Raw genomic sequence first — 22,196 nt, 5'->3', positions numbered from 1 at the left:
GAATAAAATCACCTTAAGCAGGAATGGCAAGCATGGCAAGTTTTTGTTGATGTTCATCTAATAAGTCTTGCACCATCGGCTGACAGCAACCACAGCAAGTGGCGACTTTTAGGTGTTGTTGTAACTCCCCTAACGTGTCATGTCCTTCGCTGATTGCTTTTTTGATGGTTTTATCGTTGATATCATAGCAAATACACACATACATGATATGATTACCTTATTACAATAAATAATAATGATAATAGTTATTATTCATTTGAATTGCAAGGGTTATTTGGCATTTTAGCCCATTAAAATCATTGCCATCGCCACGCCGTGCTGTCGCATTTTGTCAATTGGAGGATGTTTTCACAAAACGCATCCACCAAACCTTCTTGATGCAAAATTGGCAACCACTCACACACTTTATCAATATAAGCATCGTTTTGGGCATTGCCGTCATCGTCTTTATACTCTGGCGGTGTGGCGTGGGCTGCCAAAGCTGGCTATAACCTATGCCCACACCACCGCCATGGTGTAGGCTCACCTAGGTTGCTCCGCCTACCACATTGAACATGCCATTTAAAAATGCCCAGTCGGATACCGCATCCGTGCCATCTTTCATGGATTCAGTCTCTCAGTTGGGGCTGACAACCGACCCTGTGTCTAGGTGGTTAAATCAGCACAATTTGTATAGACAATTTATCAATATTTACTGGCTCTGACAAGTGCCTTTGTGCGATTTATTTGGGTATAATGCGTTAAGGTTGATTCATCAGTGTTTATTTATTCATCTTGTCTTTAGCCTTGGCTCTTAAATTTTTAACTTTAATTTAAGCCACCAATCACCACAATCACCAATCAGAGAAAGCCATCATATGCCCCACATGTCCCAACACGTTCCTGCTTATCAGCAGATTAAAAACAAGATATTAGAACGCATTCATAAAGGGTTATGGTGCGGTGGTGATGCCATTCCAGCTGAGATTACTTTGGCGCAAGAGTTTGGGGTGTCTAGAATGACGGTCAATCGTGCGTTAAAAGAATTGTCAGAAGCAGGCGTGCTTGAACGCCATCAAGGCAGTGGCACGTTTGTGGCTCAACAGCAGTTTAATCACACGTTTGTGCAAGTGCGAAACATCGCCGAAGACATCAAAAATGCCAAAAAACACTATGTGGCCAAAGTCATCAAACAAGGTCATATAAACCATGCTGATTTGTGTGTTGCTGCCAAAGAACGCTTTAGTCCTGAGCAAAAAATCTATCAAGTTGAGATTTTGCATTTGGCGGATAATTTACCTGTACAGTACGAACGTCGTTGGGTAGATTGCGGTTTGTTGCCAGATTTTCCCAAGCAGGATTTTACCTGCATCAACACCAGCAGTTATTTAATTAAGCAAGTGCCACTGGTTAGGGGCAATTACCTCATCAAAGCAAAAACCCCGCCAGCTGACATCGCCCGATTATTACAGATTGATGAGTTAACCCAAGAGTACTACCAGCCAGCGTTATTGCTCAGTCGTCAAACATATTCTGGCGATAAAGTGGTCACTTATGTACAAATGTGGCATGATGGAGATACTCATCGGTTTTCTGATGAGTTATAATCAGATGAGTTGTTTTTTATGGCATTGGCTTTTATTTTCTCACCATCAAGCGTATTTTTATGAACACGTCATCGCAACTTTTATCATCACAACTTTTCTCACTGTCATCAAAATCTTTGCAACCTTTATCTTTATTGGCATCAGCATTGATGTTGTCCTTATCGTCTGTATCGGCAATGGCACAATCAGCAATGATACAGTCCTCGTCAAGCACACAACCCATGCAACCCATACAAGATGCTACCGCATCAGTTGCTGAGCAAACCTCCAGAAAAACCAACAACAACTCATCTAAAAAGCCATTTTATAAAGGCGTGCAAATTGGGGTGAGTGCTTATCATGTTGATGCTGGTTTTGCCAAATATGAGCCAGAAACCAAAATCGTACCGACTGTCTTTTATGAAAGTCAAAGAATGTATGTGCGTGGCAATCAACTGGGGGTTAATCTGATTAAATCCCAAGATAAAGAGTTGTCCGCTTATGTGCAAACAGCAGGCGACCCTTACAATCCAAAAAATGCTGAAAGCGACCATCAAAAACTCAAAAAAACCAATGGCTCCATCATGGCAGGAGGCAGCTATCTTTATGTGACTCGTTTTGGTGGTCTACAAGCCCAAATGGCAACGGAAGTGGCGGGCAACAGTGGTGGCAGTTTGGCAAAACTCAGCTATTTGGCTAAGTTTAAACAAGGTGGGTTAACTGTCGTACCCAGTGCTGGCGTGACTTGGTATGATAAAAATTATAACAACCATTACTACGGCATTTCACAAGCTGAAAGCGACGCAACAGGCTTGAATGCGTATCAGCCAAATGCTGATTTTAGTCCTTTTGTCAGTGTCATGGCAACTTATGCGATGGACGACAGTTTGAGTTTGTTTTTAAATCAAAACACCAGCATACATGGCAATGAGCAATTAAATAGCCCCAAGGTAAAAGACCGCACCATCAGTGCCACCACAGTCGGGCTGTTATACACATTTTAAGGCGATTTTAAGGTGATGACGTGTGGTTAATGTGGTCAAAATGCCATGCCAATCCTGTCTGCCTAACGGTAGGCGTTTGTACCGCTTTCATAAAATCGTCATCACTCATCAAAAGACTCACCGCCGTTTTGGCACGAGTAACACCCGTATAAATCAGCTCACGACTAAGCAGACGCTGACTACTGGGGTCAAACACCAATGCCACATGTTCAAATTCAGAGCCTTGTGATTTATGCACGGTGATGGCATAAGCGGTGCTAAGCGTGGTTTCATCGAGCATATTGACAGACAATGGCAACTCACGCCCTTCAAAATACACTTCATACCCCCTATCGGCATGATATAGGCAAATGCCCACATCACCATTATATAGCCCCAATGTGTAAGTGTTCTTTTGTATCATGATGGGGCGACCATGATACCAAATGGCATGATTGGCTGGCAGGCGGATATGTCTGGCGTTGGCTTGTGATGCTGATGCTTGTTGTGATGACTTTATGGCAGAGATGGCAGATTTTATTTTCTCTTTATGCCAAAGCATTAACCATTCATTGATGCCATCATCGCCCCACATGCCATGATGACCAGCAGTTAAAATACGAAAATGGTTAAACTGACTAAATAATTTACCAACATCAATCTGCGTGCTTTTTTTGCCCAGTGTTTCCAATGTTTGTAAGCAATGTTTGACATACGGCAAATAATGCTGTTTGATAAATGCCATGCCTGTGTTGCCTGTGTTGTTACCAGTATTGTTGATAAATGGCACATGTTGCAATGTGCTAAAACGTGCTGATAACTCTGCCAACTGAGTGATGGGGCTTTTATCATGACTGGCATCATAGGGTGATTTGGCATCGCCTTGATAAATCATGGTTGCCAGTTGACCAACGGCTGATTTATCGTCAAAACGACGACTTTGTGTGAGTGTTACTTGCATGGGGGCAATGCGTTTAATGGCACATAAATCTGCCAACACCGACCCTGCTTCTACTGCTGCCAATTGTTTGGCATCTCCCAATAAAATGAGCCGACTTCCTGTTTTGACAGCCGCCAACAGCTGACTGGTCAACTCTGCCCCCAACATGGACGCTTCATCAATGATGACGATGTCTTCGCTCAATGGATTGTTTTCATGATATTTGGCAATGCCATCCATGCCGATGCCAAGCAAACGATGCACGGTTTTTGCCTTGGGCAGTAACATCTGTATGCCACTTTTTTCAATGGAATGCTGTAGAGATTCCTGCATTCGTTGGGCGGCTTTCCCTGTGGGGGCGGCAAGTGCTAGGGTTAAAGATTTTTTTAATGATTTAGATGAATTAGATTGGCATTGGCTATGATGATGTAACGCCAAGACCAATGCTGCCACTGTATAAGTTTTTCCTGTGCCAGGTCCACCTGTGATGATGCTAAACGCTGAACGATTGGCAGTTTGTATGGCATCTCGTTGCTGTGGCTGAATGTCCAACTTAAGTTTATCAATGATGCTGTCCATGTCCAAAACCATGTTCAATCTGCTGATGGGTTGGGTACTGATGCGTAAAATGTGTCTGGCAATATCACGCTCTGCCTGCCAACTGCGATGCAACCAACAGGTAAAAATTGAGGTATTATTAACATCATACACCAATGGCTTGGCATGGGCTTTTTTGCCATTTTGCTTAAATGTGGCATGATTTGTGGCATTGGCATTGGCATTGGTGTCGGTATCCGTCTTGCCAATCAAATCATTTGCAGAAATAAAATAAGCACTGCCTTGGTCAAACCGTTGGGTAAATTGAGTCAAATCAGCATGCTCATCATATTGATTTAGCCATCGTATCAGCTGTTGCGTCAGCATCAACTGTTCATAAACCTGTAAAATCGTGTCATCAGCAACTTGTTGTAACTGCATTGCTAATTGCTGATAAATGCCATTTTTATGATGATTTGACCAGCTGTTATGGTCATGATGGCTGTCATCAGTGTTTATTGGCATGAATTGGGTGAGTATCTGATTAATCATCTGATTAACCAGCGATAACAACCGTGCTTCTGCATCAGCTCGATTGATTTTTTTGCCATGCTCCTTGGTTCGGTCAATGCCCAATCCATTTTTCATGCCATTTTTTTCGCCATTTTTTTTAAAGTCAGCAATCAATACGGATAACCACACGCTTTGACTCACCACATGTTGACTGATGGCTTGAACATCATTTTGAACATCACTTTGAATGCCGCCATAGATGTTAATGGTAATTTGCCATTGTGTCAGTATAAAGTCAGTCAAAGGCATGGCAACAGCATAAATCAGCTGATTTTGCCATGACATGTCTGACATCTCTTTACTGTCTGTCAACTCAAAACAGGTATGCCCTTCTTGTAATTGATTGACCAAAAGCCCCATGAATGCTTGAAACAACAAACGGTGTTGATTCCCTTGTCCATTGGCGAGTTGATGGTTTGATTGTTGTGCTTGACGCAATAACAGATAATCGCTAATTGGTTTTGCCCAGTTATCGGTTGTGTTGTTGTTAAGTGGGCTGATAAAAAATTGGCTCATAAAAATTTATCCAAAGCATGAATTAAACCAATGGGTATTTCCCAATGAATGCTGCCCATTTTTGCTTGATTGTCATTGTTGGTATTGTTGGCATTATGGGCATTGTCATCAATAAAATCTGCACCAAAACCCCTTAAAAACACATATTCCACTGCTCCTAAATACCGCTGTTCATTACCATGGTAGTTTTTAAGTCGCATTTTTAATAAACGATGCAATGCCACTTGATAAATCATGGCTTGTAGCCAATACCCTGCTTTACTCATGGCAACTTGTAAGACGTCAAAATGATAATCGCTTAACTGATTACCAAGGTAATTGCTTTTATAATCCACCACATAAAACTTACCGTGATGCTCATAGACCAAATCCATCTCACCTTTTAGGTAACGTAACTCAAATTGATTGGTGGATAACTCATTAACAACAAAATGCACATGCTTATCTGGGTCATTGGGTAAATGCTGAGCAATGGTGTCTGCCAGTTTGGTCAAATCTAATTTACCTTGCATGCCCATGTTAAATGACATTTCAGCTTTTAGCTGTTGTGCTGGCAAGTCATTTAAACAGATGTTTGACGCAACAAATGGTGTTTGCATGATACTTTGTAGCCACATGATGAGTTGTTGATGACTGAGATTTGTGGCTTTTGTGTTGTCAGCGTCTTTGGTCGTATCTAATTTGATAACATCTGAGAGTGGTTGCCATTGGCTTGAATATCGCTTGGGTAAGTCATATTCTAGAAGATGTTTATCAATCAATTTGCTCTGGCTGTCATCGGTATTTGGCTTTTCTGTGGACAGTTTTTCTAATACCTTATGTAAAAATGACCCTGCATTTGCCCCTTTAATAAAATTAAAACGAATGTTGTTATTCGATATGTTATCTAATGATGGCTTATCTTGTTTATTGGATTGTTGGCTGGTTGGTCTGATGTTTGGCTCTTGCTCCATCATCATGACTGTTTGATAATCTAAGGTTTGATAATCTAAGTTATCTTGTTTTAGACTTTGACCATCATTAAGTAAGTCATCATTGAATAAATTAGATGCGTTGTCCTGATGATTGATGATGCCATTTAAGTGATTATCAGGTTGATTTAACAGACGGCTTAAAGCCGTAAAGCTTGTTCTGCCCCAACCCACAAAGTGCGTTTGTTTTATCACGCTGTGATAATCTGGATAGTCAATCTGTTGGGGCTGTAAGGTTGATATGCCCACATCACTTTGACTGATTTGGTTAAGTGGTTTTGATGGTTTTGTGATTGGTAATTCTTTATCACTGGCATCACCATCAAACCAGCCAATATAAGGTTGCAAACGCACTGGTAGATGATAATCTTTACTATTGACACAATCTAGCCAATGGTTTAGCGGTCGCCATTGAATATCAGAGGTATTATAACGGTCTTTTATCACAATAAATAACTGCTCACTGGCTCGGGTCATTGCCACATAAAACAACCGCTTAAGTTCATCAAAATTCTCTTTAAGCTCAATTTGTGCAATTTGATTGTCCTGTTTGTTTGCATGACGGTGTGGCGTGGCAGATAAACGGCGAAATGTTAAGGCTTGTGTCTGCAAAGAAAAAACGTGGCTTTTTTGCACATCATTTTGTGCATCAATATGGTTAACATCATCAACATAAGCATACAAATGAAAATCATCATTTGATTTTTTGTTTGACTTTTTGGCTGATGCACTCATGCCCAACACATACACAATCGGAAATTCAAGCCCCTTTGAACCATGAATGGTCATTAGTTTAACTCCTTCACTGCTGGCGATGGGCAGGCTTGTTGCCCAGTCATGATTAGGCGGTGATTCAATCAGTGTGTATAGCCAATCAATAATCTCAAATTCGCCCATTTTTCTTGTGTGTTCGCCAATGATGTCTAACATTTGACGCAAATCAAGCAGCAGACGCTCAGCATTTTCTTGTTGACTGAGTGTTTGCCAAACGTTTTTGCCCAGTTGTTGTTGGTTAAAACTGTCAGAATTATTGACAGAATTCAGGTAATATGGGCAGATGGATAAGGATAGAACCGCATTTAAAACAGCCATCGTGCCTTTTTTTTGCCAAGATTTGGCGATGTTGTTTAAGGTCTGTTGGTATTGTTCATAGTGATTGATGGTATTTTTGGAATATTTGCTTAGGCTATTTTTATCATTTGTGTGTTGATTGTCTTGCCACCGTTTTACCTGCTCTAAGGTCATTGCTCGACTTTGACTAACCAATGTGCGATTGATGTGGTTTTGGCTGTGAGGATTTTGCAAGGCTTGCAAAATAGCCAACAGCTCTTGTGCCATGACTGACTCAAAAATGTTGCTTGATGCTGATTTGTTTGCCAGTATTCCAAGTTTGACCAACTGTCGTTGTATGCCATCTAAGTCTGTGTGTGTTTTTGCCAATACCGCAATGTCGCTGGGTTTGACCATTCGCCCATCTAATTGAGATGACGATTGTAATAACTTGGCGATGTGTTGGGCAGTGGTTTGGATAACATCATTGCTTTCTTTATAAGGCAAGTGAATGATGCTGACTGGGGGTATGGTTCTTGGATTTGTGTCAGCTTTGGTATCTGTGTCAGCAATGCTTTTTGTAATATTAGACAAAAGCAGATTGGACAAGAGCAGTTTGCCTTGTTCTTGATGGGCTTTCATGTGTTGGTAATAAATGCCCTTTCCTAAATCAGCCAAGGGACTGTTATTATCAGGTTTATTATCTAAAGGACGATTTAATGATGGGATTTGTCCTTGCCCAAACCAATGATTTAATGCTTCAACCAAGCCTTGTGTAGAGCGAAAATTCTGCACCAAACGATACGTACTGTTGGCAAAATGGGTTTTTATTTGATTATAATTGGCAACATCACCGCCTCGAAAACCATAAATTGCCTGCTTAGGGTCACCCACCAACAATAAAAACGCATGTCTATGACTGCTCTGCCCTGACAGATATACTCGCTGTATCACTGTGGCTTGTTCGCCATTGATGTCTTGCGATTCATCAATCAAGGCAATGGGGTAACGATGCCGAATCAGCTTTGCCAAACTCTCGCCATGCTTGCCTAATAAAGCGTGATTGAGCTTTTGCATTTGCAAAGAAAACGTGGTCTCCCCCAATTCTGCCAACCGCTTTGGTAACTGCTCTCGCACCTGTTTGACGATGCTGACAAGCAATTGCTGGCGGACATTTTGCAAATGAGTGGTTAAAGCGTCTTGTTGGACAGAAAGTTGTTTTAAGTGTTCAATGATGTTCAAGGCATCAAAAGCCTGTCTTTGCGTTTGACTGTTGGCATTAAAGCCTTTGACTTTACCAGTGGCATCTTCTTCACCCATCACATATTCTTGAAACCCATGCCAAAAATCTTGAGCTTCTTTGGGCAAATGTTTGACAAAATCATAAGGGTGTTCGGATAAAACAGCAAAAAATTGTGGCATGGTAGGCAAATTTTTACCTAACTTACCGTTTGCAAACATCTTTTGTTGTTTGCGATAATTTGCATCAAAATAGGGTTCAAGTTCTGCCCACCCTATTTGTAGAATTTGCTTGATAATCTGATCATATTTTTCAAAATCAAAGGTTTGTTGGGGATTTTCATCAATGGGAACGGATAAAAAATTCAACCCTCGTTCAACCGCCTTACGAAAATCACTCACCTGATATGATTGATTCTTAAGCAACAACTGATGGGTCAACTTATCGTTATGGTATAAATCGCTATAGAATTGGCGAATGTGATTATGAATGATGATGTCGATATGCTCATCTTGGTCTTCACTGATGCGGATATGGCTGGTGTGTCCTGTTTCATTGGCAAATTCACTGAGCCATTTTTGTGCCAAACTGTCCAATGTGCTGACAAACAGCTTATCTAAAGTGGTGAGCAGATGGCGAGTGCGTTGAATGGCTTGATTGATTGGGTAAGTGTGATGATGTTCGATAATATGAATCAATAGATGCAGATTGACTTTGTCATTGATGCGGTCTTTTAATTTTTGTATGTCAGATTGGTTTGCTAAATTAATTAGATAATTTTTGATGTTTTCTTTTTTATCAGTTTTGTTGACTGTTTGATTTGTAAATTTGCTTAGGCTATTTTTATTGGCTGATTCATCATCTGACACACCGCCAAATAACGCTTGTTGATGAACGGGGTGCATGGACAACTGTAACAACCATTCTAAGGCATGATTAAAGTCAAGCAGACGGTCATAAATACGCTCTCTAAGCTCTGCCGCCGCCGCACGGGTAAAGGTTGAACAAATCATCTGTTCAGGTTGGCGTTTGCCCTCAATCAGCAAGCGTAACACAATGCCCGATAGTGTCCATGTTTTACCCGTGCCTGCCGATGCTTCTATCAGATGATGGCCATATAACGGAATGTCCGTGGCAGGCAAGATGACTTGATGGTTAAGATGGTTAATATGATGATTATGAATGGTGGGATTGGGCAGTGCGTTTGTCATTGCATTATTCATGTGGCGGTATCCAAAGGCATCATGGTTTCATATAGCTTACCATACATCGGTTTTGCTAACTTTTGTAAGGCTTGGCTTAATGCGTTAAATTTTGCATCATCGTCATAATCTGCCAGCACATATTGCCAAACAGGGCTTTTAGAACATTCATCAGCCACCCAATTTTGTTTAGAATCTGATTTAAGCCAATCAGAGAAATCTTTTACTGTTGGGGTATAGCTTTGTTCTTTATTGTTTTGTTCTTTATTTATTTGTCCATTGTGTTTATCAAGTTTATCAAGATAAATAAAGGCGTGTTTTGGCATCATGACCATGACATGGTTATCCAGCCATTGAGCGAGCAGTAGCCACTTTTGCAGTTCTGTTGTGGCATCGGCTGAGGTCATGGGAGGCAACACCCACACCGACTCTCCTTTAAATTGCCAAATGCTTGTGCCTGCCAGCCCTGCCACTGACTGTGATGAACTGATTTCATCACAGTAACTGCCATCTTGTCGAGCAATTTGCCACAGCAGATGATGTAGCCACATATCCAATTTGTGCTTGGCGTGGTCTTTTTTTGCCAACACATTTAACCAAAGCTTATCTTTAGGCTGACTAGGCAGTTTGGCATAAACAGTAACCTCAAGTACAGGTTGGATATGTGGTGTCTGTTGTGGCAGTTGAGACATCAGCTGTGGCAAAGTTAACACAACTTGCTGTTCACGCACGGATGTGATGTGCTTGACAGTATTTTTTGGTAATAAATCAGCATATTGTGATTGATGCAACTTGGTCATGAATGCGTCAAACTGTTGTTGCAACTGCGTCATTTGATGGCTGAGCGTCCAAACACGATTAACCCCTACAGGTAATAAGGTATTATTTAACAGCATGGCGATGACATCATCTTTGGTGTCATCTTGAACAGTAGGATTTTGAATAACATCATTTTGAATAACATCGTTATAAATATCAGCATCTTGAACAACATGGTAATGCTCAAGCAAATGGTCTGTTAGCTGATAATTCGCCAAGTTATCCAATACCATAGGCTCTAGTGTGTCTGCCTTGTCTTTGGCATGTCTAAGGGCAATCTGTTGCTGTTTAAGATAATGCTTGGCAGGGTGCTTAAAGCGTCTGAGTAATTCAACAACAGACAAATGCCATGCGTCAGATGCGAGTATTTGTGATAAGTTTGTCTTGGTTTTTTCATTCCCCAAAATCAATAACTGATGAGCCATCTGCTGATATTCATCAGCATCAGGCAAGGCAATGGCATTAACTGGCATGGCTTTTTCTTGCACATATTGGTCTTGCTTATCATATAGTGCATGATAAATCTGTTGCCAAATCGGTGCAGGAGGCAGATTTGTTTTTTGGCGAAGTTGATGCTTCTGTAGCGTATCAGCAAACAAATGAGCAAGCTCAGCTTGCTTATTATCAGCTTGGCTGGTTTTATTTTGTTGATTGTTTTGAGTGCTTTTGTTATTTTTAGATATTTCAAAGACACTGGCATCATAAGGCAATGCAGAATGTTTGGTAACAAGACTTGATAAGATATGCTCTTGCATGACTTTTTTTATTTCACTTTGTAGGCTTAAGTTTTGTGAGTTTGGGTGCGGTTGGTCAAACTGCCAATCCACTTCGGCTTGCAAAAACTGTATCAACTCACTGACGGGCTGTGCTGGCAAATGTTCAGTGTCATCACCCATTTGTTGTCCATTATAAAAAATCCAACACGCCTCTTTGGCACACAACAACGCATCTAAAAACGCCCCATTATCTTCATCATCACTGCGTTTATCCCCACGTCTTGCCAGCCCTGCTTTCATCAGGTCAAGATAATCATCACGCTCTTGTCGTGGAAACTCAGAAATATCCATATTGAGCATCACCACCAACTTATACGGCACGGTACGCAAAGCCCCAAAACGAGCAAAGGTTATCACCCCTGTGGGTTCGGCACTGATTTGTTGAGATTCTAGCTGGGCTTGGATACTTTGTAACAAAAATTCCAAACGAAAGCTCAATTCTTGTGTCTGTTGCCCTTGGCTTTGTTGGGCAGATTTATCAGCATTCAAGCTTTTCTTTAATGCGTTAATGGCGGTAAAAATCGCTCGCATGGATTTACTGCCATCAAATAATGCAAAATAGCGATGAATGATGTCGTTTTCGATGGCATTAAGCCAATGAATGGCAGGGCGTTTGCGTTGATAATCATGACGATGTTGTGCCAATGCTTGATAAATTTGGCACAAAGCGGAGATAATGGGTGCATCATTTAAAGTGATTTGTGCCAATGGCAAGGTCAATGGTTGGGGAAATGTCAAAACATGGTGTTGCACAGGGTGATAAATCATGTCCGTAAGATGAGCTTTTGGCATCAACAAACCAGTCACCAATCTATCAAGGGCATAGGCAAAACAAAAACGATGGTCATCATCTTGTGGATGTAGATTTTGGCGTAAATGCGTTTCATCAAAACCACGGATAAAACCTGCTTGACGTAACAGCTCACAGCCACGTTGCATTTGTCGATAACCAAGCCCATAAGCTTCATAAACTTCTGGCAACATCAACCAATCAAACACCTGCGACCAACCAAAATCTGCATGTGCCTGTCCAAGCAACTGATAATAACCAACAATCGCTTGCCACAGTGAGCGAATCTGTCTGTCCACCACCCCTGTCACTTTGGCAGGCAAATTTAAGCCATCAATGCCTTCCCCTAGCGAAAACACCGATTGTATCAAATCATGATGTCTATCCACATCAGGCAACAGCACCAAGACATCTGATAAATGTCTTTTATTTTTTTTATCAGTTTTTATGTCATCATCGTTGTTATCTATGTCAGCTGCATTTAACCATTGAGCAATCATTGCTCGCATCACTTCTAGCTGACGTTGTAGATTATGGCATGAATGAATGCTTAGGCTATTATCAATGATGCCTTGATGCCATTGTCTGTTAGCTGTACCCAATACACCATGATTAAGCTGGTTTGTCAGCTCAGTTTGGCTTTGCTCAAGTAACCGCTGTTCAATATATTGCCTTGTCAGCGTATCGTCCATAATCAACACATCTTCTTGTAATCGATGCAATAGCGATGACGGCGGTAACATTGGGTTGGTTTTATGATTGGTTTGATAAGACACAAAGTCATCTTGCCATGTTACACTATCATATTTGGCATGCTGATTGGCTTGAATACGCTGATTTTTAGCAACATTGCCTGATAAATTCACCAAAGAAGCAAAGATATCTCGACTCTGTTTTCCCAAACGGGACAATAGCGTATGACCAAAATCACGTACATACGCCATGCTGGGGTTGGTAATTTGCTGTTGTGTCAACCAACGCTTATCCACAATGTCCGCCCAATACGCCTGTGATGGGTTATAAAACAACAACTCAATATCAATAAAAGTTGATAATTGTCGGATAAAATCCAACTCATTTAATGGCATTTGTTGAATGGTAAATAAGTACAAACGTTTGGGCAACATGGTCTTGAACTTGTTCTGATGTTGTTGAGAAAAAAAACGCAATCCTTGCCAAAATCGCTGTTCAATCTTTTGACGCTGGCCATATGAATCAGCAAAAAGTACCTGCCAAAGACACCGCTGTGCCAACTCCAGCTCCACATAACCATCTTGTATCCAGTCAGGTGTGTCATTAGACTGTTCATCAAACTGCTGATTTAACCAATCTTTTTGAGCAATGAGTTGTTTAATATCAACCGCCTGCCCTTTTGTCCAAAGCATTAGCCAATCATTACGGTGGGTCAAATAACGGTTAAACGCCCCCGCCAATGACTGAGCTAACTGCCATAATTGTTGTTCTTCAGCCTTGCTTGGCTCTCTTTTTGACGTATTGGCGTTGTTGACATTCATATTTGCATGGTTGCTTAAAGCATACACTTTAGCAAACAAAGGAAACAAGCTATTAATTTGGTTTGTATCGCCCTTATCACTTTGCAAATCTGCCATCACGTCTAAATATTGCTGATAACATGCCAGCAAATAAGCGAACAATCGCCACTGCATCACATTGGTCGAAAGCATGGCAACTTCAGGCACAGTAATGGATTTGTCATCTTGTTCATCGTTAAATGCGTCAATGACCCGTTTCATTATCTGCCACTGATATCTCCCCCAAAATTCGGTAGTAATCAGTGTGCTGATGCCAGTTTCATCTGCAATGCGATTTTGTAGCCATTCACCCAGCACCATAGACGGCACAAGCACCACAAATGGCTCAAACATACCAATATCATCGGATTGATAGGCGTGCAATAACTGCTTGAGCAACTGCTCGGTTTGGTTAGACTGATAAATATTAAGCATGGTAAGTCAGTGACCGAATCAATGTACAATAATAAAACAATCAAATAATGACACACATCATGATGTGAGACAGAACCACCCTAACAGATGAACAAATGACTTTACCATCATGACTATTTATGGTTAAAATTAATTATTAATTATGGTTAAAATTGTCAATATGCTCACTTTTACAGATTTGCTTAACATTTGCAACCCGCTTATGCTAAAAAATGAGCAATCACACGACAATCACGCACGCACGATTATTCATCATTCATTTTTAACATTGGGGATACCATGCCACTAAGACCTGTCAATGCCATTTTTATTGAACAAAAACAACAGTTCATCGTGGTTTATCAACAAGGCAAACTATGGCAGTTGCCCAGAATGAAGCTGGACATGTCCGCATGGCGATACCGTAAGCCATTTACTGGCAACAAATCCGAATTGATACTGGCTCGTAATCAACACATCGCTGACACCACGCTTGCCCAAAAACTGCCCACACATCAACTGCCTGATGTCTTGCATGGTCTTAACCTGCCACGTTTTGAGAATTGGTGGCGACAAAATGGCTTTGATTGGCTTAACAATCGCCAAAATGACAACACCAATATTAATAACGCCAATATTAATAGCAAGGTAAACACCACCCCAACAGCTGACGCATCAAACCACAAAAACACTCAACCCAGCGTACGGTCAAACACACAATCGGATAATATTTTTGACAATATGCTGGCAGACTTAGAAGCAAATTTGTTAAAATAGGCATTTAAAACCCATGTCACCATGTCACATCATCTCTTAATCTCTTACGTGCCTATAGCTCAACAGGATAGAGCAGTTGCCTCCTAAGCGACCGATTCAGGTTCGAGTCCTGATAGGCACGCCAAATATCATATCCACAAAACCCCATAACCACCCACAACCCCTTAAATTTCTAATTATCATCTGTCCATAGATAACCATAATTATTCATACTTATCTGTCAAAAAGCCTGTTCGTCATAAAAGGGATGAAACCAAACAAATGTCAATCAACATGTACTAAGAATGTCTGGGAATAGACTAAAGAGTTTTTGCCCTATCTGTTGTGGTATCGACAATGACAGCTAACCAGCTTATGACATCATCTGTTCTTATGGGTAGTTTTTTAGGTAATTCAAACCGTCAACCGTCCTAACTTGTGGCATAAGGGTACGATACCAACACCAGTCAGTTAAAGCCAGTACTATTTGCTCTTTAAAGTGTGCTATAGTCAATTCATAGTAAAACCACCACAAATACAAAGAAAGTAGAAAAGAAAAACAGTCATCATGAAACCGACCACCCCTTACACCAACACCAGTTTTCAATCATCAGAATTAAAAACCATCTTACACTCCAAACGTGCCAATATTTACTACCTACAACACTGCTGAACGCCAATCATCATGCAGAACAAAAAGGCAACCAACTTTTAAAAGAACAACAGCAGTTGCTTGAAGACTTAGAAAGCACCGCTTTGGCGATGCAAGGCAGTGAAAGTTTACAACTAGATGATGATGTTGAGCTTGATAACAACTCCTTACTCAGCACATGGTTTGAAAAAAACCCTAAATACCAAAAATTGCTTCATGCCCCCATTCTTGTCAGCACCATTGACCATCTCATTCCTGCCACAGAAAGCTTACGTGGGGGTTATCATCAATGTATGGTTGCTGATAATCAACAGCCACCCATTGTATGTGCTTGGTTTGATGAATTTTTAACTCAATCCATCTTTACGCACAATCACGATGACTTTATTCGGCAACATAAGAACTTTGTTGACAAACGCATCAACAAATTAGCTGAAGATAACGCCCCCACTCATAAAGCGAAGATTGTGCCAATCATTAAACCAATGATTGAGCCAATTCTCAGCAAACAAACAGCATTGGACTTACTGACACTGACCATTCATAAAACCATATTTTCTGCTCACACCAATCACCACCAATCTAATGGCAAGCATGCTATTTCGTTTGGTGTCGTCAGATTTGCCAACATTAACCCTTTGGTTGCAGTTGCCCAAGCTTTAATCAAACACAATAATCACGATGATTGTTGTGTTCATTATTGTGTTTATCATGGTCAATTTACCTTAGCCAAACGCTCTATGATTGAAGAAAAGCTAGACAGATTGGTCAATCGCAAACAACCCAACACCATTTGGCAACAATCAGAAATCATAGAGGCCATCAAACGACAACCGAACAGCAAAAATCATATTTTTGTGGTCTTAGCAACGTCTGTTTGTGAAGTTGGGCGTGATCATGATTATGATTGGGCGATTGCTGAACCCAGCTCCATGCGTTCATTGATTCAATTGGCAGGTCGCCTACAACGCCATCGTAAACAGCCTGTGAATGATGAAAATCTCTTTATTTTGGACAAAAACTATAAAATGTTAAAAGGCAATCGCATTGTCTATGAAAAACCCGGCTTTGAAAGTCAAAAATATCACCTTGACGGTGATAAATCGATAACACACACCTTAAAAACCGAACAATATCAACATATCAATTCGATACCGAGCATTCAATTAATCCGCCCCAGCCAACCCCCTTATGACAATCTGGTCGCCTTAGAACAAAGTGCCTATTGGTATAAATTGGTGGGTGATTGGCAAAAAGGACAGCCATTTGAACCAAATAATGCCAAAATTTGGTGGAATCAGAAAGTCACTTGGACAGGTGAAATTCAACGTCAACAGCCATTTCGATTGTCTTCACCAGAAAAAACATTCATTCTTGCGCCAAATTCTCAAGGCAATCTGACTTGGTTGATACGAGATGATTCTGACCATTCATCTATCAAACTGATTAAAAGCCAACATATTTTAAATTACAATGAAATTAAGTTTAGTAAAGATAATTTTTCATGGTTTAATACCGATGAGAAAACTCGTTATCAGCAAATTGCAGAGCGATTGGGTGTCGAAGTTGAGAAAATACCCAATATTTACGGCGAAGTGACTGTGCCTTATCATAAAAACTCCAACAAACAATATTATTATCACCCATTTTTGGGCATATTTTCAGAGCTTGAATAAAAAACTAAATTAAACATTAAATACAAACCTAAATATGGATTTAAATATAAACCAAATATAAAAACTCAATGCCCAATACCCAATGCCTGATATCAAAACTTAACTAAAGAGGGATAAAATGACAGATGCAATAATCATCAAACAAATAATTGACGATTTTTTATCACAAAAAATCCATAAAACCATTGAGCAAAAACAAAAACAGGCAAAAGGGAATTTTAGCGAAGATGATAAACAAAAAATTCGAGATGAACATGAAATTGTGGCTTGGCTAGATAAGGTCGCCGAAAATACCCATAAAGTTTTTTTAAATGTCTCTCATGTTGCCAAGCTGACACATTCAAGCAGTCAGGCAATGAGTTTACGAGATGTCAGCCAATCTGATAAATATCCTTATTTAATAACCACACAATCTGTTGATGGTCGTTTTTTGGACAATAGCTATTTAGGTGCCAATGTGGCACAAATCACAGAATTTTTAACCCTTCCTGTTAAGAATTCAAAAAAACAACTTGGTAATTTTTTATCAGAAGATGCCAGCTTTTTTGCCAAGATAACCGATGATAAAGAAAAACAAGCATATTGGTCATCTCAAATAAAAAAAGCCTATCAGTCGCAACAGATTTGTAGTCATACTTTAGCCAAACAGATTTATATTCCAATGGGTAATAATCACCATCATGATTATCATTTGGTTTCACCCATGTATTCTAGCTCTTTAGCACATGAGATTGCACTTGCAATCAAAGCAAGTCATGACACAACAAATCAGGCAAACCTTGCTAGAAAACAAAACGCTTGGAGTGACCAGATTTGGGTCTTTTATCCAAACGTTGCCATACTTGGAGTAACAAAAAGCAATCATCAAAATGTATCAATACTCAATGGCCAACGAAATGGGCAGTTGTATTTGTTTGCTGCGTTACCACCCAAATGGACAGTTAACCCCAATCCACCCACATCTATGACACAGATTTTAAGGAAAATCCATCAAGAACATTCATTTTCTAAAGCAAAATATTTGCTCAATATTTTTAAGAAAAATGACTTATTCATTAATTATGAACGAAAATTGGCATTAAAAACAGTCATTGAAGACATTATTTATGCAGTTTGTGATGAATTGTTATTCATCAGAAAAAACCAGCCTGTGGGTTGGACAAAAAATCATGAAATTCCTCCTTATTTATCCATCATCATTGATGGTCAACCATTCGCTGATAAAAAATATTCACAGCCTCAAATTGAACTGTATTTGGATGAATTAAAGCAAGACATGGTTGCTTGGATAAGTAAAGGCGTTGGTGATGAAAATCGCACTAAATATTTAGAAAACTTATGGCTTAAAATCATGACCCCCATTTTAAAAGAATTTTATCAAGTGTTAAAAGCGGAGTAATTCATGGCAGATTACATTCTATTAGAGCGACTGCAAGTTGAAAATGCCAATGCGATTGCTGGATTTACTTATGGATTTCCTGCGGTAACTGCATTCCTTGGTTTTGAACACGCTTTATCACGCAAGTTAAAAAACTTAATTGACATTGAACTAAATGGTTGTGCGATTTTTTGCCATGACTATGTGGTTAATCATTATGTGGTTAATCATTATCAAAATGCTTATACCAAATTTATCCAAAACCGTAATCCGCCTTCCACATTAAAAGGCAGAAGTAATGATGCTAAAAAACCAGCACCCATTATCGAAGAAGGTAAGATGGATATGACGGTGTCAGTATTATTACGTTGTCAAGGCACATTATCCAGCAATTCAGAGAGAGTGGCCAGTTATCATCAAACCATCAAAAATTTGGTGTATCAGTCTCGTTTGGCGGGTGGAAGCATTAAGAAATTAACAAACATTCATTTGTTAAGTGACTCAGATAAATTATTAAATCACTTAAAACATATCTTATTGCCCAGTTTTGTGCTGATGGATGCAACAAGGCTGCTTCAAGAACATTTTGACAATACCCAAATTGAACATGCCCAAAATACCAACCAGTCATTGCTCGATATTTGGACAGATTTTTTTGCTTTTAAAGAAATGGCAATCAAGCGGGAGCAAACCGAAGAAATCAGTTGGCAACGCCATGTCCCATCAAATAAACAAGGCTGGATTGTGCCGTTAATGATTGGCTATAAAGGCATTAGTCCACTTTATGAGCCAGAACAAGTAGAAAATCTTCGTGATACTCGCTATCCGTTTCGGTTTGTTGAAGCGGTGCATGGTTTGGGAGAGTGGCAAAGTGTTCATCGCATTCATTCGCTTGATTCATTATTTTGGCAATATCAGGTAGAAAATGAATGGTATTTATGTCAGCAAAATTCAACCAGTCAAAGTCAAATTCATCCATTAAAAGACAATCCATTAAAAGACAATCCATTAAAAGGCAATCCATCAAAAAACAATCCGTCAGAAGATAAATCACATTCTTTAGACGATTTATTTGATGACTTATTTGGTAATTCATCAATTTAAACCTCAGCGAATTTTTTCATCAGGAGTCATTCTTATGGCAAAATCAACAAAAACGAAAAATCAAGCCCCTGTGCCAAGTGTTCTGGCATTTAGCCGTAAAATCGAACCATCAGATGGTCTGATGCAAGCAGGATTATGGGAAAATAGAGCCAACCGTCAAGCATGGCAAAACATTCAATTACATGATAAGCGTAACCGTGCCACCAAAAGCCAATATGGCGTTGATGATAAAGAGAAAATTCAACCTAACATCGTATGGGGTGATGATGCCAGCATTCCCCACGATATGGACACATTAAAGGTAACTTTTACGGTAAAATTTTTGGGTAATATTGACCAAGCCGTTACCAATAATCGCCCAGAATTCTTAGACAAATTGCAACATGCCTATCAAGCCTATCAGCAAGAAATCACACTGTTACCACTTGCCAAGCGTTATGTGCAAAATCTTGCCAATGGTCGCTTTTTATGGCGAAATCGAGTAGGAACAGAACAAATTGAAGTGAGTATCATTGATACCGAAAATAACGATAAATCTTGGACTTTTAATGCCCATGACATCGCTTTACAAAACTTTGATATAAAAGATGCCAAACTCGATGAATTGGCTCAATATGTGGCAGATGCCTTTGCAACTGGCAAATACTTATTGTTAAAAGTAGAAGCCTTTGCCAAAGTTGGCTCGGGTCAGCGTGTTTTCCCTTCTCAAGAAATGCGTGATAAAGACAAAGATAATAAATCCAAGTTTTTATACCAAATCAAAACACCAACTGGGCTATGTGCAGGATTGCATTCTGAGAAAATCGGTAATGCCATTCGCACCATTGATACTTGGTACACAAGTGATGAAGCCCAACTTATTAAGCCTGCCATTGCGATTGAACCGTATGGTGCTGTGCCTACTCAGGGAAAAGCCCATCGTACCAGCAAAACTGACTTGTATTCTCTGATGGTTAAATTCGTTAATCAAGAAGCGATGTCTGATGATGAAAAACATTTTGTCGTGGCAAATCTCATTCGTGGTGGTGTATTTGGTGGGAATGATTGATGATGAATGTTTATCAAGAAATGACGCTGATGGCTGATGCAGATATTTCACCTTACTTCTTATGGAGTAAGGTGTATGCTCGGCTACATATTGCCCTTGCTGATGTCAAAAATAAACATGACATAGACGGTATTGGGGTGAGTTTTCCCCAATATAAACATCAACAAAAAAACGATAAAACCATTGCCACACTTGGTAATAAACTGCGCATTTTTGCCAATACGGCTGATGACCTGGAAAAATTGGCCCTGTCTGCTCGATTAGATGGTCTGATTGACTATGTCCATCTGACTGGGATTAAAGAGGTGGGAGATAAAGCAACAGGGCATGTGGTGGTGAAGCGGTATCGGCATAAAAGTTTACATTTTTATGTCAAAAATTACGCAACATACCACAACGTCAGCTATGATGAAGCAGTCAAAATGTGCCAGCATTATGATGTCTCCAATCCAAGCCATCCCTATATTAATCTAACCAGCAGTCGCAATGGTCATCAATATAAACTGTCTATTGAGCAAACACAGACAGACACCCCTTTGGCAGGCACATTTAATACCTATGGGATTAACAACCCTTCAGCATCAGTAACAGTCCCCCACTGGTGATGATGACTTATTGTGATAACAGAAGGTATCATGACCCTTATTTTTTCATCATTTAAAAACATGATAAAAATCAACAAGTTATGTTACGGTAAAAAACATAGGGTGAACAAGATTGTTTTTACTGGTAAGCCTTAATATGACTTATGTTTATCGTTTATAATCCTAGTTCACCACCACATGCGTGGCTTAGAAATTTTATAGTTATCATTGGTATTTGCATTCCTAATTCACCATTCATAAAAAGATGATGGCTCTGCCAAATTTTACATACGCTCACACAAAGCCCGTATGATGATGACAAAGCTAACAAAATATGCGTATATTTTTCCAGTCATTATGTTTAAAATGATGGTCAGATTTGATTGATAAGCGGATATTGATGAGCCTTGTCAGTCATGTCTTAATGTGAACTTTTAATGCAACATTTTGATTGGCAATTTGATGTGACAGATGCAATGTTAACATCTGTCAATAATAACTTTTAAGGACATAACCATGAGCAAGCACGACAATATTAACCGTGATGAAATAAAAAACATGTCAAAAGAATCCAAAGAAGATCTTAACGCTGACCCAATCACTGGTGAGCCTGGTTCACACCCAATCGGCACAGGCATCGGTGGTGTGGGTGGTGCTGCCGCTGGTGCTGCCATTGGCTCAGTGGCAGGTCCATTAGGCACATTGATTGGTGGTGCAATCGGTGCGATTGTGGGTGGCAGTGCTGGTAAAGCCGCTGCTGAAGCCATTGACCCCACGCAAGAGCAAGTTTACTGGAGAGCCCATTACGCCAAAGTGCCTTATTATCAAGAAGGGTATGATTTTGACCGTGATTATCACCCTGCCTATGCGGTCGGTTATTCTAACCGTCATCAATATGATGTTGATGCACGTTTTGAAGACCATGAGTCTGATCTTCGTCAATCTTGGGAAGAGGTCAAAGGCGAGTCTCGCTTAGCATGGGAAGATGCCAAACATGCCACCCGTGATGCTTGGTATCGTGTTACTCCGTTTGATGACTCTGAGTTTGATACTTATTGGCGTGAAAACCACGCCACCACCTCTTATTACA

Annotated in this window: 13 protein-coding genes, 1 tRNA gene and 3 pseudogenes; 10 read left to right on the top strand and 7 right to left on the bottom strand. The window is 40.0% G+C overall.

Annotation, left to right across the window (positions count from 1 at the left end; genetic code table 11):
* Positions 1-13 precede the first annotated feature (13 nt).
* The 3 genes and pseudogenes from WDM69_RS04205 to WDM69_RS04195 all read right to left on the bottom strand — a co-directional run.
* Positions 14-205, bottom strand: a complete 192-nt coding sequence (locus WDM69_RS04205; protein WP_078306551.1) for a (2Fe-2S)-binding protein — start codon at positions 203-205, stop codon at positions 14-16.
* A 142-nt stretch (positions 206-347) separates the two neighbouring features.
* A pseudogene (locus tag WDM69_RS04200) lies at positions 348-479 on the bottom strand (imidazolonepropionase); the annotation flags it as partial.
* Between the two features lie 50 nt (positions 480-529).
* Positions 530-655: pseudogene (locus tag WDM69_RS04195) on the bottom strand (hypothetical protein); the annotation flags it as partial.
* A 202-nt stretch (positions 656-857) separates the two neighbouring features.
* On the opposite strand from WDM69_RS04195, the gene WDM69_RS04190 reads away from it, so the two are divergent.
* Positions 858-1,586: a UTRA domain-containing protein gene (locus WDM69_RS04190; protein WP_338755767.1), complete on the top strand. Its 729-nt coding sequence runs from the start codon at positions 858-860 to the stop codon at positions 1,584-1,586.
* 31 nt (positions 1,587-1,617) lie between these two features.
* Here WDM69_RS04190 and WDM69_RS04185 read toward each other — a convergent pair whose 3' ends face one another.
* Positions 1,618-1,800 (bottom strand): hypothetical protein, encoded by a 183-nt coding sequence (locus WDM69_RS04185; RefSeq protein WP_338755766.1) that lies wholly within the window; start codon positions 1,798-1,800, stop codon positions 1,618-1,620.
* A gap of 7 nt (positions 1,801-1,807) precedes the next feature.
* Here WDM69_RS04185 and WDM69_RS04180 point away from each other — a divergent pair, with 7 nt between their 5' ends.
* A complete protein-coding gene (locus tag WDM69_RS04180; RefSeq protein WP_338755765.1) occupies positions 1,808-2,569 on the top strand; it encodes a MipA/OmpV family protein in 762 nt (253 codons plus the stop codon).
* 7 nt (positions 2,570-2,576) lie between these two features.
* On the opposite strand, the gene recD is transcribed toward WDM69_RS04180, so the two are convergent.
* From recD to WDM69_RS04165, 3 genes are read right to left on the bottom strand one after another with little or no spacing between them, the layout of a single operon-like run.
* Complete coding sequence (recD, locus tag WDM69_RS04175; RefSeq protein WP_338755764.1) at positions 2,577-5,114, bottom strand: exodeoxyribonuclease V subunit alpha; 2,538 nt, start codon at positions 5,112-5,114, stop codon at positions 2,577-2,579.
* Positions 5,111-9,598 (bottom strand): UvrD-helicase domain-containing protein, encoded by a 4,488-nt coding sequence (locus tag WDM69_RS04170; RefSeq protein WP_338755763.1) that lies wholly within the window; start codon positions 9,596-9,598, stop codon positions 5,111-5,113. Before WDM69_RS04170 ends, recD begins: the two co-directional genes overlap by 4 nt.
* Positions 9,595-13,929 carry an exodeoxyribonuclease V subunit gamma gene (locus WDM69_RS04165; RefSeq protein WP_338755762.1) on the bottom strand — a complete coding sequence of 1,445 codons (4,335 nt, stop codon included), beginning with the start codon at positions 13,927-13,929 and terminating at the stop codon, positions 9,595-9,597. The genes WDM69_RS04170 and WDM69_RS04165 overlap by 4 nt, the downstream gene beginning before the upstream one ends.
* A 279-nt stretch (positions 13,930-14,208) precedes the next feature.
* On the opposite strand from WDM69_RS04165, the gene WDM69_RS04160 reads away from it, so the two are divergent.
* The 8 genes and pseudogenes from WDM69_RS04160 to WDM69_RS04125 form a co-directional block, all read left to right on the top strand.
* On the top strand, positions 14,209-14,685 hold the full coding sequence (locus WDM69_RS04160) for a hypothetical protein (RefSeq protein ID WP_078306544.1): 477 nt from the start codon (positions 14,209-14,211) through the stop codon (positions 14,683-14,685).
* Positions 14,686-14,733: 48 nt separating this feature from the next.
* Positions 14,734-14,809, top strand: a tRNA-Arg gene (locus WDM69_RS04155).
* Positions 14,810-15,393: 584 nt separating this feature from the next.
* The gene (locus WDM69_RS04150) at positions 15,394-16,992 is read left to right on the top strand and encodes a hypothetical protein (protein WP_338755761.1); all 1,599 of its coding nucleotides are present in this window, start codon (positions 15,394-15,396) and stop codon (positions 16,990-16,992) included.
* A 118-nt stretch (positions 16,993-17,110) separates the two neighbouring features.
* Entirely contained in the window at positions 17,111-18,391 is a 1,281-nt protein-coding gene (locus tag WDM69_RS04145; RefSeq protein ID WP_338755760.1) for a type I-F CRISPR-associated protein Csy1, read from the top strand.
* Positions 18,392-18,394: 3 nt separating this feature from the next.
* Positions 18,395-19,474, top strand: a complete 1,080-nt coding sequence (gene csy2 / locus WDM69_RS04140) for a type I-F CRISPR-associated protein Csy2 (protein WP_338755759.1) — start codon at positions 18,395-18,397, stop codon at positions 19,472-19,474.
* Positions 19,475-19,508: 34 nt separating this feature from the next.
* A complete protein-coding gene (csy3, locus tag WDM69_RS04135) occupies positions 19,509-20,522 on the top strand; it encodes a type I-F CRISPR-associated protein Csy3 (protein WP_338755758.1) in 1,014 nt (337 codons plus the stop codon).
* On the top strand, positions 20,522-21,127 hold the full coding sequence (gene cas6f, locus WDM69_RS04130; RefSeq protein WP_338755757.1) for a type I-F CRISPR-associated endoribonuclease Cas6/Csy4: 606 nt from the start codon (positions 20,522-20,524) through the stop codon (positions 21,125-21,127). Before csy3 ends, cas6f begins: the two co-directional genes overlap by 1 nt.
* A gap of 495 nt (positions 21,128-21,622) precedes the next feature.
* Positions 21,623-22,132 (top strand): annotated as a pseudogene (locus tag WDM69_RS04125) (hypothetical protein); the annotation flags it as partial.
* Between the last annotated feature and the right edge of the window lie 64 nt (positions 22,133-22,196).

The organism is Lwoffella lincolnii (genome assembly GCF_037201985.1).
In the GTDB taxonomy this organism is placed as follows: domain Bacteria; phylum Pseudomonadota; class Gammaproteobacteria; order Pseudomonadales; family Moraxellaceae; genus Psychrobacter; species Psychrobacter lincolnii.
The sequence above is the reverse complement of the archived record's forward strand: the minus strand, read 5'-3'. Positions and strand labels throughout refer to the sequence as shown.

Excerpts from the sequence above, each read along its gene's own strand:
- WDM69_RS04205 (WP_078306551.1), bottom strand. The coding sequence starts at position 205 with ATGTATGTGTGTATTTGCTATGATATCAACGATAAAACCATCAAAAAA.
- WDM69_RS04190 (WP_338755767.1), top strand. The coding sequence starts at position 858 with ATGCCCCACATGTCCCAACACGTTCCTGCTTATCAGCAGATTAAAAAC.
- WDM69_RS04180 (WP_338755765.1), top strand. The coding sequence starts at position 1,808 with ATGCAACCCATACAAGATGCTACCGCATCAGTTGCTGAGCAAACCTCC.
- recD (WP_338755764.1), bottom strand. The coding sequence starts at position 5,114 with ATGAGCCAATTTTTTATCAGCCCACTTAACAACAACACAACCGATAAC.
- WDM69_RS04170 (WP_338755763.1), bottom strand. The coding sequence starts at position 9,598 with ATGAATAATGCAATGACAAACGCACTGCCCAATCCCACCATTCATAAT.
- WDM69_RS04165 (WP_338755762.1), bottom strand. The coding sequence starts at position 13,929 with ATGCTTAATATTTATCAGTCTAACCAAACCGAGCAGTTGCTCAAGCAG.
- WDM69_RS04160 (WP_078306544.1), top strand. The coding sequence starts at position 14,209 with ATGCCACTAAGACCTGTCAATGCCATTTTTATTGAACAAAAACAACAG.
- WDM69_RS04145 (WP_338755760.1), top strand. The coding sequence starts at position 17,111 with ATGACAGATGCAATAATCATCAAACAAATAATTGACGATTTTTTATCA.
- csy2 (WP_338755759.1), top strand. The coding sequence starts at position 18,395 with ATGGCAGATTACATTCTATTAGAGCGACTGCAAGTTGAAAATGCCAAT.
- csy3 (WP_338755758.1), top strand. The coding sequence starts at position 19,509 with ATGGCAAAATCAACAAAAACGAAAAATCAAGCCCCTGTGCCAAGTGTT.
- cas6f (WP_338755757.1), top strand. The coding sequence starts at position 20,522 with ATGATGAATGTTTATCAAGAAATGACGCTGATGGCTGATGCAGATATT.